This is a genomic window from Adhaeribacter rhizoryzae, from assembly GCF_008629685.1.
In the GTDB taxonomy this organism is placed as follows: domain Bacteria; phylum Bacteroidota; class Bacteroidia; order Cytophagales; family Hymenobacteraceae; genus Adhaeribacter; species Adhaeribacter rhizoryzae.
Window position 1 is genome coordinate 218,736 of record NZ_VWSF01000005.1, and the last position, 15,858, is coordinate 234,593.

Below are 15,858 nucleotides of genomic sequence, written 5' to 3' on the forward strand. Positions count from 1 at the left end.
TTTGGTACAGTTAACTAACCTAAAACCTCTTGTACTATGGAAACCCCTATTTACCAAAGCGCCGCCATCCTGTTTACTTTTTTAACCGTTATAGTTGCAGCTTTAATTATTTTGGCTTTGCATTACGCTTTAGCCAAAACTGACTGGCCCGAGAGAAAAAAGAAAAATGCATTCTGGACCTCGACCGCCGGGTTGGTGGCCTGGTTAGCATTATTGGCCTTGCTGGCCAACCAAAATTTCTTTTCTGATTTCAGCACAATGCCACCCCGGTTTGTGCTGGCCATTGCCCCTCCCTGGATAGTTATAGCCTGGTTAGCCAGCAGAAAATCTTTTCGTTATTTATTAAGCCTGGTGCCGCCCGCCTGGCCGGTATATTTGCAGAGCTTTCGGGTTGTAGTAGAAATTGGCCTTTGGATGGCCTTAGTGGCAGGCGTATGCCCGGTGCAAATGACCTTTGAAGGCCGTAACTTTGATATTCTGGTAGGCTTAACCGCGCCTTTGGCGGGTTATTTCTTCTTCCAGGAAAAATTAAATTTTCGGTGGGGCTTGCTCTGGAATATTTTTGGCTTGGCGTTGCTTCTAAATATTGTTACCGTTGCCATATTATCTACCCCAACCCCGTTTAGAGTGTTTTTGAACGAACCGGCTAATACTTTTGTAACTGTAGCGCCTTTTATCTGGTTGCCGGGGTTTTTAGTACCAGTAGCTTTGGCTATGCACGTTTTTTCTTTGCTTCAAATATTCAATTGGCAAAAGGAAAGCGCTCCCATTGCCAGCAAAGAAAAATTACAAAAAGTTGCCCAATAGGCGGTGGCGCAACACCAGGTTAAAGGCCGGAATAGCCAGCAGGGTACCAATGCTGTTGCTCACAATATCCATGATATCGCCTTGCCGGCCCCAACCCAAGGTACTTTGCAAATATTCAATAATAGACCCAAATATTATGGAAAGAATAACGGCATACAACCCGCTGTGCCGGCGTAAGCTATTATTGGCTTTTTGCAGGTAAAAGCCCCGGCGCATTAAAAAGGTGAGAATAAAAAATACCACCGCGTGCGAAGCGGTCATGAAGGAAATAAGCTCCCATTGTGGTACCGGGGGCATATTGGCGGTGGGCAACAGCGTTAAAAACAAAATTACTGTTGCCCACGCCAGGGTAGGTATATGATATTTCAAAAACATGAAAATGTTTCGGCGGCCGAAAATTAAGCACCCACTAGTTGGGCGTAATCCTCGGCGCTGAGTAACGCTTCCAGCTCGGCTGTATCATCAATCGACATTTTAATCATCCAGCCGTCGCCGTAAGGATCGGAGTTTACATTCTCGGGGTTAGCATCTAATTTGGGGTTCAGCTCCAATACGGTGCCGGTAACCGGGCTAAATAAATCCGAAACGGTTTTTACGGCTTCTACCGTACCAAAAACTTCTTCGCGGTTTACTTTTTTGTCCAGGGTGTCAATATCAACGTAAACAATGTCACCCAATTCACTTTGGGCAAAATCGGTTATACCAATGTAAGCCACATCGCCTTCAATGCGTACCCATTCGTGGTCTTTGGTGTATTTCAGGTCCTTCGGTAAATTCATTTCTTAATTAAATAAGTTGTTTGTGAGTTTTGGCGGTTTAAATTTACATCCTTTTTTCAGAAATAGTTTAAAACTTATTCCGATAAACTATATCTCAGCTGAATTCCGCCTTCCGAAACCGTATTTTTAAACGCATTGGCCACTTTCGGGTCCGAAATAACCCGGGTAAAATAAAACTGTAAATTCAGCCGCTGATTTAAAGTATAATCAATGGTTGGTTTTATCTGCACTTGTAAGGTACCGTTGGTAACTACACTCCGGGTTTTTTCCAGGGCATCTTCTACCACAATGGTCCGCTGAATGGTTTCGTTGTCGCGGAAAGTTAAATCCAAACGGGCATTTAAATCATTTTTCAGGGTTTTGTACTCGCCGTTAATTTTAAACGGCACCCTAAATTTATTTGTGGTATAGCCAATTCCCAACACAATATCCTTAATGCCATTCTGTGTAATCTGGGCATTAGTCATATTCAGGGCCAGGTTACGTTCGCGGCGATACTCCAGTCGGCCCGAAATATTGTTTTTGGTACGGAAATTTACACCAAGGAAAGGCGCCAATCTTTCGGAAATTAATACCTGGCTGATAACGTAATACGGCACGTATTCGCCCTGCTCGTTTACTTGGGTGGGTAATTCGTTTTTACCGGGCTGGTTCTGGTACTCCAGCGAAGTAGTAAAGTTTGAAATATTGTAGCTGGCATTATACACGTGCGATAAGGTTATGCTGCTGAAATATTGCTGCACAAACGGCAATTCGGCCAAGCCATTGTAATCAACGCGCCAGTTAGGCAACGGAAATACGCCAAACGGCCGCGAAGGACGCGCCTTGTAACTATCGATGCTTTTGCCCTGGTAAGCGGCCAAGAACGATGGCATGAGTACATCCTGGGAGTTGATGGCAAATTCGCCGCCGCCCTGGTTAGCTGCCCGCAGCCGCTCCAACACTACCGACCGGTTCCGGACAAAGTTATCGAACGCCGCCGAGGCGTTATCCTGGTTAGATTCGAATAAGGTTTGCAGCGCAATAAACGAAGACGAGAACGAGCCGGTATTCAGCGGATTCTGCCGCACCGGATCAGGACCAATATTACCGGTAGTTTCGTCTATTGGCAACCGGTAAAATACCTCGTTTATTTCGGAGCGATCTTGTTTGGCATCTAACTGAATATTAAAGTTGCGGAAAGGCTCTAACACCGTCCGGAGATTAAAGTTTTGCGTTTTTAAGTTACTCAGCGGCGTATTTAAATATTGGCTGCTATCGGTGTACCAACCACTCGCTTGGGCCAGCCGGAATAAACTTTCCAGCTCGTACTGCTTACCCAAAATAAACGGTACCCCCGGCGCATCAAAGCCTTCGTCTAAGCCAAACACCCGGGTGCGCGGCAAGTAACCCGGTAACAGCGTACCCTGGTTTTGCGCGGCCGTAAAGTTAAGCGAGCGGGCCGTCATCAGCGACCGGAGCACGGCTTTCAGGGCTTTTAGCTCGGGTGCTTTTTTAGCGGTATCGGCCGGAACCGGTGCGTTCGGGTTACGGGTGGGCGGCGCAGCAGCACCACCGGCGGTTTTAGGCGCCTGTTCGTTTATGGCTTTTAAAAATTTAACCTTGTTGTAGAGGCGGGTTAAATCTACCTTACCCGTAACACTTATTTCGGAATTATTCTGAATAGTATTACCTAACTGCAAGGTGTCGCTGATTAAGGCCGTAGAGCCCGAAGTCCAGGTGTAGCCGGCGGCATAGCGGGCATCGGCGCTAATCCAGTCGGTGAGCGGAAACTTATCCAGCGGCAGCCGGTAGGTAAGGGCGGCTAATTGGTCGAAGTTGGTGGTACGGCCCCAATTGCGCAGGTTCTTCCAGATTACTTCGTTTTTATAGCGTAAATCCGGGTTTTCCTTATCTATCTGCCCGTCAGGTTCGTCTACTACAGCCCGGTTGGTAGCCGTGTAGTCAAAAGAAATACTCTTGGTTAAATCCCACTTTAAGTCGTAAATCCGGTTAAAGAAAAAATATTTCTGGAACGTTGGTACAATGCCGCTGGTGGTAGGCATATCGTTAAAGCTTAACCGGCGCTGCAAAAATATTTCGTTGTACCGGCGGTCTAAATCGGCGCGGAACGCAATCCGGCTCGGTAAAGGCGTAATATTTAACTCCTGCAATAACTTGAGGTACGGCGATTGAAAAACTTTGGCCTTCGCCAGTGGGGTATAGTTTTTAGGCGTATTGTTGTAAGTATAAGCCAAACCACCCGTATAGCTTTTGGTAAAATCCCGGTCGGTTACAATATCGGTGCGCAGTTGTTCGGTGTAAGCATACGATAAAGATAAATTCTCCAGGTCGTAAGGTTTGGATTTAGCCTCCGGATTGGTTTTCTCTTTCCGGACGTTTAACAGGTTAATGCTCTTGGTGGTTACCTGGCTCACTACCTCTTTGCGGTAAGCCGCCCGCATAGCCGGATCATCAAACTTTTGCAGCGATTGGCGCAACTCGGTATCTGGGTCCAACGGGTCGTAACGCGGTTCTTGCATAGCCGTACCGTATTGCACCGATACCGGAATGCGTACCCCTAATTTTTCGGGGAAGAACTTATCGGCGGCAATATTGGAGTTCAGGTCGAACTGCATGGTATTTTCGCGGGCCCGCTGGGCTACTTTTTGCTGCAGCGAACCAAAGCCCACGGTGGTATAACTACCGCTGGCCGAAATGGTGGCAAAATCTGCTAATTTGGCGTTCATGCGGGCGTTGGCGGCCCAGCCGGCGGTTTTGTCAAAGTCAGCTACCCGTAATTCGTCGGCCCAGATACAAACCGATTTATCGGAGCGGTCGGGGCTGCGCGGGTTCAGAACTCCCAGCATAATGCCTTGGATTGCACTTAAATCGGGGTTACCCACTACGGTAATAGTAGCATTATTAGGTAAAGTCCGGGTCCAGGGCTGAAAAATATTGCTGCCGCTGTTGCGGTTCCGGTCGGCTTTGGTATCAATTAAATCCTGGAAAGCCAGATCTACAAAGTTTTCCGGAATCCAGATTTCCGAAGCAGTGGTAGCAGAATTAGGCGTAATTTTTAACGGGATAGAATATTCGTAATAGTTTTGGGTGTAGTCAGTACCAATCCGGATAAAAGCTCTTACTTCGTCGTTGCGGGTGTTGTTGTTAGGGCTTTGCGCGTGCAGGAACAACTTCAGCCGTTTGTAAATGAGCATGTCCATGGTTACGTTTTTGTAAACCGCCTTACCAAAAGAATCTTTCAGGCCGTCTACACAAAGCTGCAGCGATTGCTCGTTCTGGCGGCGGTTCTGCAACGTAGAGGAATTATCGCGTAACCGCACCACGCCGGGTGGTACCACATACGGAATTACACTTGTTTCCTGCGCGCCGTTTTCTTCAATATTTACCGTTGATACCGAAAAATTTTGCGCATCAAAATCGCAATCGCCTACACAGGGCGCGCCGGTATCCGAAATAGAACCCAGGTAGCGGCGCCACTGGTTCGATACAAACTGCAACCCTAACATCCGCATGACAACCGGCTCCTGAAACTGGGTCATGTACATCCGCATAAACCGGATAGATTTAAACCCGTTAATATTACCCACGTTGCCGGTAGGCTGGCGCACCGGAATCCGAAACTGGTACCAGGTAACATCATCGCCATGTTTTGGCGTAACAACCTTATCTACAATGTAATTCTCGCCTACATTTAACTGACCGGGTTTTAACACCATGCGGTACTCGTGGTAACGTTCCACATCACTCACCACGTTATCTTTATTCAGGTCTTCTTTATCGGGGTACGGATAAGCCGATTCTTCGCTGTTTTCGGTGGAGTTGCCTTCCATGCCGTTGTAGTTTTTGTAACGGCCTAATATTCTTACATTCCGGCTGTCGTAATCGCCATTCAGGTGGTGTTTAAAGTTATCGCCCGAAGGGTCGGGTAAGTTCTGGTAAATGCCCTGGAAAAATTGCCGTTCTTCGCTGTCGTTTAAGCCTTCCAAACCAATATCCTGGTGCTGCCGGGTTCCCGAATTATTATCGAAAGCATCGGTCAGGAACGGTAATTTGGAAACAAAACCCCAGGCCGTGCGCTCGGTATCGGGTTTGCGGCCGGTAGCTACATCTATGGTTGTGGCCGCTGTGGGCAAGCCGTTTTCAAACTCGTAACGGTTCTGGTTCTTCAATAAATCTTCCGAAATATTACCCAGGTTCAAAATTAATTCACCGCCGGTAGTATTGGGTTTGTCATTGCCTTCGTCGTCGGTAATATTGGCCAGGCCGCTGTTGCTGCGGATAAACGGGTCCATGAGCCAGAACTCCAGGTACTCAATATTGGCGTTGTCAAAGTCGTTATCGAAGGTGATTTCGCGGCTAATACCACCGTAGTTGTTAATATTTAAAGCCTGATTATTCGGGTTCAAAAACCGCCCATCAGCGCTAATGTTGGGGTTATAGTTATACTGGCCGCGTTCGTTCGGGAAATAAGCCAAATCGAACGTGTACTCAGAATTATTTATAGCATCCAGGTCGCGGTTCCGGAATACTTCTTTGCGATCTACGGGCCGGGTATAATGGTTTCGGAGTACGCTTTCGGTAATATTATTGGGCCGGCGCGGACCGTTGCGGTAATAAACGCCCTGATCGATGGTGTACCAGGCCAGTTTAGCCCGGTTAAAGGCATAAGCCAGGCCGGTGCCGTTGGTAAGTGGGGCCGGGGTAGATGCCAGGCGCCAGTTATTGCTGTTGTAAGAGCTGGCCAGCGAGAAAGCCGCTTCCGAACTTTCAAAATCATCGATATACGAAACGCCGTCTTCGCCTTGTAACTTGGCTTTGGCGGGTAAAAGCTGGGCAAATTCAGCGTTAAAGGTAATGGTAGATAGCTCCTTGGTTTGCACCAGCGGTAACATATCGGTTAGTTTGGTCAGGAACCGGGAATTGCGCCGCAAGTTAATATCTACGCCGTAAATGGTATTGTTGCTGGGTTCATCGCCCAAACTCACGCGGTTGTTGTTATAAGGTGTTTCGCCGAGGTGGAGCATGGTACCACCAAAGCTAATATCGTTGTTTACGCGATAATCCAGGCGCACACCCACCATAGCTCGGGGTTGCGGATTTATTAGTTCGGCGCGTTCAAAGTTTACTTTTAAGTTGCTGGCCGAACTCAGGTAGCTGGGGTTTAATATTTTTACGCGGGCCAGGTTATAATCAACCTGGTAATCTACGCCTTCAGTCAGGCGAGTACCGCCCGAATATACGGTTACCGAACCTTCGGCAATTTGAATGCCGGGTAAAGCTATTTCGTCGGAAGAGCTGGCTTGGTAACGGCCTTTCAGGAAAAACTTGTCTTTGTTGGTAAACTGCTGGGCATCGGTTTGGGTAAGTTCGTAAAGTTCCTGGTACACGTATTTCTCACGCAGCGCTTGTTCCTGATCGGTAAATTTCTCGTTCAGGAAAGACCCAAAAGGCTCTACTACCGGAAAAATAATGCGGCCGTTTTCCGGATCGATGGTTATGCCGGGCAAAAAGTCGAAGTTGCCGTCGCGCGGCCGGTCGTTGTTGGTATTTACGTTATCGAGGTTAAAAACTTCTACCAGTGGCAAATCCTTTACGCGTTCGCCTTCTTTTAAAGTCGGAATATCTACCCCGGTTTCGTCGTCTTTGTAAATCAGGCGCAACTGGAAATTTTCCCGCGTAACCTGGTTGGCATTCAGCGGGTAAATATTCTTCATCATTAAATCCCAGACAGGCAATTGCACCGGCGCCGGGTTGGTAGAGCGCAGCATTTTCATGAAAATTACCTCGTTTTCGCGCACGTTCTGGTAATCTTCCTGCAACTCGCCTACCTGGTAAGTTTGGCCGTTAAAGGTATATTCGTAAGCTACACCCAGTACTTGTTCGGGCAGCAACTGGGTATTTAAAGAAAGATAGCCTAACTGGGGGTTAAACGTGTATTCGCGCGGATCGAGGCGACGGGCGCGTACGTGTTCGTAATCAATGGTCTTTTCAAAAACATCCTGGTCCAGTGTTTCATCTATCCGGTCGTTATCGCGGGAAGCGCCGGTTAAAATACTGTACATCCGGTTAGATTTATTATCGGTGGGTCGGGTAGGAGCCGAGCCATTGTTTAACCGATCGGGCCGGTGAATATTGGTTGGGTTGGCCTCGCCCAAATCTATGGTAGCTACTATATTGCGGAGGTTCTCGGTAGCCCGGTTATCGTTGGTAATATATACTTCGAGGCGGCGGATGGTAATACCCGAGTTTACGAGCGGCAAGTTTTGCAAGGCCCGGTTATAGCGATCGCGGAAAAAATGCGAAAGGAAAAAGTGCCGGTCGCGTTCGTATTGGCTCGCCCGTATTTCAAAATTACGATTTTGGGAGCCATTTTGAATATTTACTTCATCGGTACGGCCGCGTACGTTAGAGGCAATAGCCGTAACTGCCAGCCGGCCAAACTGCAATTGCGCTTTAATCCCGAATAAATTCTGGCCGCCGGTAATTAAGCTGTTGTTTAAAGGCAAACTAACGTTACCCGCTTCTACCTTCCGGATTATTTCTTCTTCGTAGCCGGTATAATCCAGCTTCATGTTGTTCTCGAACTCAAAATTGGCTTTGGTATCCCAGTTGAAGTTTATCTTCATCTTGTCGCCAATTTTACCCACTACGTTCAAGGCCAGGTTTTGGTCGAAATCGAAATCGCCGATGCGCTGTTGCCGCAACGGTAACGATTGGTTGAAGTTCCGGTTAAAGCGGGCTCCAAATTTCAGGCCCACGTTGCCATTTGTTTGAATATCAACGGTGCTGCCGCCAAATATCCGATCAAACAAGGGGCTAACCACACTAATTTTAGGAATTAAACGCTTACTGGCCGCACCACCGGCTTCGCCGGCAATACCACCTTCCGACTTAGCCCGCCAATAGTTGCGAATAGATTGCTGCTGCTGGTACCGCGAATATTCTTCGAAAGTCATGGTAGTAGGATTGCGGTAATCTATATCGCCAATCCGCTCCTGGATGTTGAACCGCTTCAGGCTATCGTCCAGGGTTACATCTACTTTAATATTTGCCGGTGGGCCCAGCAACAACGGCGATTCATCGTTCCGGTTCGAAAAAGGATCGCTCCGCCGGTCTTTTGGCTTATAGGTAGGCCTTCTGGATTTTACGTAAGCCGTATCGGTTATTGTCGTATCTTCCAGTAAAAATTTACCCCAGTTGTATAAGTTCTTACGTCTGGTATTACCCGCTGTGCCGGAGTTAGTGGCCCAAACCAGAAAAGATACAATAGCAACTGAAGAAAGGACAAAACTATAATTGCGTTTGCTTAAGCGTACCAATTTTTTATCTTACGATGTTTTCAAAGCTAATTTGATGAGGGCTTCCACGGTGAGATGGCTGCCATCTCGCTTGATTATGGAGTCCAGGGTTTTTTCGGCCACGTTGCGGGCAAACCCAAGGGTTATTAATGCAGATAACGCTTCGTCGCGGTTGGTATTGTGAGCAGCCGGCGTATTATTAGTAATGTCGGTAATGGCTTCTTTTTTAAATTTATCTTTCAGTTCCAGTATAATGCGCTGGGCGGTTTTGGCCCCAATGCCTTTCACATTCTGAATGGTACGTACGTCTTCGCGGGCAATAGCCTGGGCAATTTCCGAAACGGTTAAAGAAGAAACAATCATGAGCCCCGTGCCCGGCCCAACCCCCGAAATAGAAATCAGGTGCAGGAATACATTTTTTTCAGATGGCTCACTAAAGCCATAAAGCGTATGCGCATCTTCTTTTATATGCAGGTACGTGTGCAATTTGCAACGTTCCCCTTCGGTTAGTTTAGCGTAAGTATTCAGCGAAATTTTTATTTGATACCCCACTCCGTTTACATCAATAATGACATAGGTCGGGTCTTTATGGGTTAGTTTGCCATCAATATAGGCTATCATAAATATGTTATAATAATTATATTAGAAACCTTAGTTTGGAGGTATTGGGTTGTAAAAATACAATTTTTATTTACGAAATACAAGCCTGCTGCAAACTTATCTTCAAAATAGTAATAATCCGGTAAAGCAGATTATTTGCCCGATAAAAGAGATTTTCTGCCCGTTAAAAATATTAGCGGTACAGGCGCTTTAGCCGGAAGCCTGTATAAGATTAAAATTATTAATTAAAAAACAAAGGCCAGACATGAAAATGCCTGACCTTTGTCTGATTTAAGAATATTAAAACTCCTGGCGGTAGTTCTGGGCATCTACTACGGCAATAGCCACCATGTTTACAATTTCGCGGGTAGATGAACCTAATTGTAAAATATGCACCGGTTTGCGCATGCCCATCAGCAACGGACCTATGGTTTCGGCCCCGCCAATTTCCTGCAGCAGTTTGTAGGCAATATTACCGGAGTTCAGGTCCGGAAATATTAAGGTATTGGCGCCTTTGTCGGCTAATTCGCTAAACGGATAATGCTCTTGCAGCAGGTTTTTATTAACGGCCGTATTGGCCTGCATTTCACCGTCTATTATCAGGTTAGGATTACGTTTTTTAGCTAGTTCTACCGCTTTAAGCGCTTTAGCCGGAATAGGTCCGCGGTTAGAACCAAAGTTAGAGTAGGAGAGAACGGCCATGCGTGGTTCGTGGTTAAAAAAGCGTACTGCCCGGGCCGTTAAACCAATAATATCGGCCAGTTCCTCGGCGGTAGGGTCTACGTTTACAGTGGTATCGGCCAAGAAATAAGGTTCTTTGCGGTTCTGAATAATATACATGCCGGCTACCTTATTTACGCCTTCTTCTACCCCAATTACGTGCAGCGCCGGCAAAATAGTTTTGGAATAATCTTTGGTTAAGCCCGAAATCAAGGCATCGGCCCGGTTGGTTTCTACGAGCATACTGCCAAAATAATTCCGCGATAGCATGAGCTGCCGGGCATCAAATAAAGTCATGCCTTTGCGTTTCCGCTTGTTATACAAAATTTGGGCAAACTCCTCCCGGTAAGTTAAATCCTTGGTCGGGTCAATTATTTCGGCATCGTCTAGGTCCAGGTTGTGTTCGGCCGAAATGGCCAAAATGCGTTCCTGGTTACCTAGCAAAATAGGCTTGGCAATATTCTGGTCGATTACTAATTGAGCAGCCTTCAGAATTTTGAAATGATCGGCTTCAGCAAAAACGACAGTTTTGGGATTGGTTTTGGCTTGGGCAATAATGCGGCTCATCAATTTCTGGTCAATACCAATCCGTTCCTGTAGTTCCTGGTCGTATTTTTCCCAGTTCGTAATCGGGTTTCGGGCAATACCCGATTCCATAGCCGCTTTGGCTACCGCCGGGCTAATGCTGGTAATCAGGCGCGGATCTAAAGGTTTAGGAATTAAATATTCCCGGCCAAAAGCAATGGTGTTATCGCCGTAAGCTTTATTTACAATCTCCGGTACCGGTTCTTTCGCCAGTTCGGCCAGGGCTTTAACGGCGGCTAGTTTCATGGCTTCGTTTATTTCGGTGGCCCGCACATCCAAAGCGCCTCTAAAAATATAAGGAAAGCCCAGTACATTGTTTACCTGGTTCGGATGGTCGGAACGGCCGGTGGCCATAATTAAATCTTCGCGCACCGACATAGCCAAATCATAACTAATTTCCGGGTCGGGGTTAGCCAGCGCAAATATTATCGGATCGGGAGCCATTAATTTTACGTACTCAGGCGATAATACATTACCGGCCGAAAGCCCGATAAATACATCGGCATTGGTCATGGCTTCTTCCAGGGTATTAATATTGCGGAGGGTAATTAATTGCGAACGATAAATATCCAGATCGTTCCGGTGCGCATTAATAATGCCGTCTTTGTCAAAAACTACTAAATTATCCAGACTCAGACCCAGGCATAAATATAATTTTATACACGATATAGCTGCCGCGCCCGCGCCGTTTACCACCATTTTTATCTGGCTAATATCTTTGTTTACTATTTCCAGCGCATTCAGCAGGGCCGCACTGGAAATAATAGCGGTGCCGTGCTGATCGTCGTGCATCAGCGGAATATTCATTTGCTGGCGCAGGGCATTTTCTATCTTAAAACACTCCGGCGCCTTAATATCTTCCAGGTTAATGCCGCCAAAGGTGGGTTCCAGCGATTTTACAATCCGGATAAATTCATCGGGGTCGGTGCAGTTAATTTCAATATCAAAAACATCGATGCCGGCAAATTTCTTAAACAAAACGCCTTTGCCTTCCATTACGGGCTTAGAAGCATCCGGCCCAATATTACCCAGGCCCAGTACTGCGGTGCCGTTCGAAATTACCCCAACTAAATTGCCTTTAGAGGTATATTTATAGGCATTTTCAGCATTTAAGGCTATTTCTTTACAGGGTTCGGCTACGCCCGGCGAGTAGGCCAACGCTAAATCGTACTGCGAACTCAGCATTTTAGTAGGAACTACTTCTATCTTCCCCGGCTGACCCTGCATGTGGTAATTTAGCGCTTCTTGTTTGTTAATTTTAATCATGCTGCTCCTGCTTTCTTTAGAATATTGGGTAGTGGATTAAACAAAAAACTCAGGCCGCTGCCTGAGATTCTGTTTAATTAAATATTAAATTTTGGAATAAACTATAACTAACTAATAACCAGTTTCTGACCAGGTTTTATTTCGTCGGTTTTTAATTTATTTAGTTTCTTGATTTTTTCTACGGGAATATTATTGTAGCGTTTTGAAATATTCCAGAGGGTATCGCCTTGCTGAACGGCGTGAATAAGTCTTACTTCCTGCTCAATTTGTTTTTTACGCGCTTCCTGGCGGGTAGTATTGGCAGATGCATATTGGGTAGCAGGTTTTTTCGCCTCCGCTATTGTTTCGGTTGCTGCTTCTTTTGCCGCTAGTTCTTCTGGTTGAGTTGCAATTATTAAGGTTAGTTTCTGGCCCGGAACCACGGTATTATTTCTCAAATGGTTCCAGCCTTTAATCTGCGCAATGGAAACCTGGTGTTTCTGGGCTATCCGTTCCAGAAAATCGCCTTTCTGTACAATATATTCGGTTAACTGCAGCGAGTCGGTAGCGGCAGAATCTGGGGCTGCATTCTTTTTGAGCAGATTAGCGGAGGCCAGCATGATGGGAGGCGTTGGCGCTACATAAACCGATATGCGGCTGGAATCCAGAATGGCGGTCCGGTTCATCGCTAATATTTCCCGCTTTTGCGCCGGTACTTTCAACGGATAATTCCGGATGGTTTCGGGCAGCATGGCTTTCCTGATTTCGGGATTCAGCTTGGTTATCTCGTCTTTGCTAAGTTCCAGTTGTAAAGCTAATCTTTCTAAATCCAGCGATTGGTTAATCAGAATAGTATCGGTTTGAGCGGGAAAAAGCAACGTGTTTGGAAATATTTCGTGTTCCCGCGAATGGTTCATCATGTACGTAATAGCCGTAAATGAAGGCACATAACCGCGGGTTTCTTTCGGTAAATAAGGGAATATTTGCCAGAAAGTTTTTTTGCCGCCGCCGGCCCGGGCAATCGCTTTTTTTACATTACCAGGCCCGCAGTTGTAAGCAGCCATCACCATTTCCCAATCGCCAAAAATGCGGTATAGCTGGTTCAGAAATTTACAGGCCGCAATCGTAGCCTTTTCTGGGTCCATCCGTTCATCCACATATTCGTTTTGCTTTAACCGGAAATCGTTGGCAGTAGGTGTCATGAATTGCCACAAGCCCACAGCTTTCGCCGATGAAACTGCCCGCGGCAACAAAGCTGATTCTACCACCGCTAAATATTTAAACTCTTCGGGCAGGTTATATTGGGCCAGGTATTTCTCAAATAAGGGGAAATATACATTCTGGCGCTCTAATACCCGGCGGGAATATTTGCGGTTGCGGATGGTAAAATAATCGATGTGGGCCCGGACGTAAGCATTAAAATGCAACGGAATTTCGCGCTGCAAGCAAGCCAACCGATCTTTAATTAATTCGTCGGGTTCTACGGGAACCGTATCCTGGCGTACCACTAAAGGCAGTGTCAGGTAATGGGTGGTATCAACGGTAAATAAGGGTATGGTATCAGTTAAGATCTGTTTCGGGTTTATTTTTTTTGTGCCAGCTACTGCATCTTGCAGGATAAATGAACTGGTGGTAAAAAGAAATAAAACTAAAACAGATCTTAAAGCATGCTTCATATCCTATGCCAATATTATTTTCTCGTTAACAACCTTCGAAAATGCAAATAGCTGCGCCTCCTCAAACGAACGCGTGAGCACCTGTAAACCAATGGGTAAACCTTTGGCATCGTAACCAACCGGCACCGAAATAGCGGGTACCCCGGCCAAAGAAGCTTGTACCGTAAAAATATCGGCCAGGTAAATTGCCAATGGTTCGGCATCATTGCCGCCCAGCGGAAAGGCAGTAGTAGGGGTAGTAGGTAAAATTAAGAAATCATATTCCCGAAGCAGTTCTTCGGTTTTTTCTTTAATTAAACGGCGCACCCGTTGGGCTTTGGTGTAGTAGGCATCGTAATAATCGGCGCTCAACACAAAAGTGCCCAGCATAATCCGTTTTTTTACTTCGTGCCCAAAACCTTGCGTCCGGGTTTTTTTATACATCGATCCCAGGTCAGTAGCATCGGGACTGCGGTAGCCGTATTTTACCCCGTCGTAACGCGATAAATTAGAGCTGGCTTCGGCAGTAGTTAAAATGTAGTACGACGGAACAATAAAATCGAGGTAAGGAAAGTCTACTGCTTCTACAGTATGTTCTTCGGCTTTTAAGCGATCAATAACGCCCAGCATGGTTTCCCGGATTTCAGGGTCCAGGCCTTCACTTTCCAGGGTATCGCGGATATAACCAATCCGGAATTTTTTGTCGGTTTGTAATTGCTGGGAATAGGGAGCTACCGGGCGTTGACTGGCCGTGCTGTCAAACTCATCGGCTCCGGCCATTACTTCTAATAACAACGCGGCATCTTCGATGCTACGGGTAAGCGTACCAATCTGGTCGAAGGAAGAAGCGTAGGCAATAAGTCCGTAGCGCGAAATACGGGAATAGGTGGGTTTAAAACCAACAACATCGCAGAATGCCGCCGGTTGTCGCACCGAACCGCCGGTATCGGAACCAATGGAAGCCAAACACAAATCGGCTTGTACCGCAACCGCTGAACCTCCCGAAGAACCACCGGGTACCAGGCTGTTATCTATTTCGTTCAGGGCAGGACCATAGGCCGATGTTTCGTTTGAAGCGCCCATGGCAAACTCGTCGCAATTTTGCCGGCCAATAATTATTACATCTTCGTCGAGCAGGCGCTGTACCGCCGTGGCAGTATAAAGCGACTTAAAGCCTTCCAGAATTTTGCTGGAAGATTGCAGACTGTGATCTTTATAAGCAAGTACATCTTTAATTCCGATAACCATACCGGCCAGGCGGCCAGCCGTACCGGCGGCTATTTTCTGGTCTACTTCATCGGCCCGTTGCAGGGCTTCTTCCGTAAACACTTCGAGGTAAGCATTCAGATGTTTTTTTCTCTCAATATTTTGCAGATAATAATTTACTAAGTCGCGGCAGGTAACGACACCTGTATCTATATCCTGACGTACTTCTTCCAGACTATTATATCGCTTCAAAACTTATTTAGAGTTGGTATTAGGCTTGTTGTTATCTTCTTTTTTTTCTTTGGTAGCATCTTTAAATTCCCGGATACCACGCCCTAAATTGCGCGAGATAACCGGAATGCGGCTGGCTCCAAAAAATAATAGTAAAACCGCAATAATTAAAAGCGCTTCGCCCATGCCTAAAAAGGCAAGCACGGTTAAGAACAGCGTCAAAATAAATTACCGGTTAGGTGTTTCGTCGTTGGCGGCTTTCTCGATGTCGCTTTTAATTTCTTTGGTAGCATCTTTAAACTCCCGGATACCTTTGCCCAGGCCTTTAGCCAGTTCAGGAATGCGTTTAGCACCAAAAAGCAATAATATTACTACCAGGATAACTAAAACTTCGGAGGTGCCCAGGCCACCAATAAAAGCAAGAACATTATTCAGTTCCATAATCTAAAAGGTTAAAGTTGAGAATTACAAAAATAGGTTATTTTTTTATATAAGGTAAAGAAAGTCTTTAAAGTTTAAAAAGCAGAAAAAATATTACTTAAATATTAAATAGCGCACGCGCAGCTTCGCTTAACTTAAAGGTAAGATTATTTAGAGTATTAGAAAAGAAATCCGGAACCGTATTTTAAGTTGAAAAGTTACATTCCGGTTCCGGAGGTGGTAAAATAATTTAAATATTAAGTATTTACGAAACCGAAAGGCGTTTTGGATTTAATGTTTGGCAACATT

10 protein-coding genes are annotated in these 15,858 nt (G+C 46.1%); 1 reads left to right on the forward strand and 9 read right to left on the reverse strand.

What is annotated here, in order from left to right; all coding sequences use genetic code 11:
* Positions 1–36 precede the first annotated feature (36 nt).
* Positions 37–807: a hypothetical protein gene (locus F0145_RS09455; protein ID WP_150088154.1), complete on the forward strand. Its 771-nt coding sequence runs from the start codon at positions 37–39 to the stop codon at positions 805–807.
* Here F0145_RS09455 and F0145_RS09460 read toward each other — a convergent pair.
* The 9 genes from F0145_RS09460 to F0145_RS09500 all read right to left on the reverse strand — a co-directional run bounded on the left by F0145_RS09460 (position 787) and on the right by F0145_RS09500 (position 15,570).
* On the reverse strand, positions 787–1,182 hold the full coding sequence (locus F0145_RS09460; protein WP_150088155.1) for a VanZ family protein: 396 nt from the start codon (positions 1,180–1,182) through the stop codon (positions 787–789). The two genes, F0145_RS09455 and F0145_RS09460, sit on opposite strands and share 21 nt — an antisense overlap.
* A 23-nt stretch (positions 1,183–1,205) precedes the next feature.
* On the reverse strand, positions 1,206–1,586 hold the full coding sequence (gcvH, locus tag F0145_RS09465) for a glycine cleavage system protein GcvH (protein ID WP_150088156.1): 381 nt from the start codon (positions 1,584–1,586) through the stop codon (positions 1,206–1,208).
* Positions 1,587–1,660: 74 nt separating this feature from the next.
* Entirely contained in the window at positions 1,661–8,908 is a 7,248-nt protein-coding gene (sov, locus tag F0145_RS09470; RefSeq protein ID WP_223815931.1) for a T9SS outer membrane translocon Sov/SprA, read from the reverse strand.
* A 9-nt stretch (positions 8,909–8,917) separates the two neighbouring features.
* Positions 8,918–9,508: a Holliday junction branch migration protein RuvA gene (gene ruvA / locus F0145_RS09475; protein ID WP_150088157.1), complete on the reverse strand. Its 591-nt coding sequence runs from the start codon at positions 9,506–9,508 to the stop codon at positions 8,918–8,920.
* Between the two features lie 279 nt (positions 9,509–9,787).
* Entirely contained in the window at positions 9,788–12,058 is a 2,271-nt protein-coding gene (locus tag F0145_RS09480; RefSeq protein WP_150088158.1) for an NADP-dependent malic enzyme, read from the reverse strand.
* Positions 12,059–12,165: 107 nt separating this feature from the next.
* On the reverse strand, positions 12,166–13,713 hold the full coding sequence (locus F0145_RS09485) for a lytic transglycosylase domain-containing protein (protein ID WP_150088159.1): 1,548 nt from the start codon (positions 13,711–13,713) through the stop codon (positions 12,166–12,168).
* A gap of 3 nt (positions 13,714–13,716) precedes the next feature.
* A complete protein-coding gene (gene gatA, locus F0145_RS09490; RefSeq protein ID WP_150088160.1) occupies positions 13,717–15,150 on the reverse strand; it encodes an Asp-tRNA(Asn)/Glu-tRNA(Gln) amidotransferase subunit GatA in 1,434 nt (477 codons plus the stop codon).
* A 3-nt stretch (positions 15,151–15,153) separates the two neighbouring features.
* Positions 15,154–15,315 (reverse strand): twin-arginine translocase TatA/TatE family subunit, encoded by a 162-nt coding sequence (locus F0145_RS09495; RefSeq protein ID WP_150088222.1) that lies wholly within the window; start codon positions 15,313–15,315, stop codon positions 15,154–15,156.
* A gap of 42 nt (positions 15,316–15,357) precedes the next feature.
* Positions 15,358–15,570, reverse strand: coding sequence for a Sec-independent protein translocase subunit TatA/TatB (locus F0145_RS09500; RefSeq protein ID WP_146896557.1), 213 nt, complete (start codon positions 15,568–15,570; stop codon positions 15,358–15,360).
* Positions 15,571–15,858: the final 288 nt, after the last annotated feature.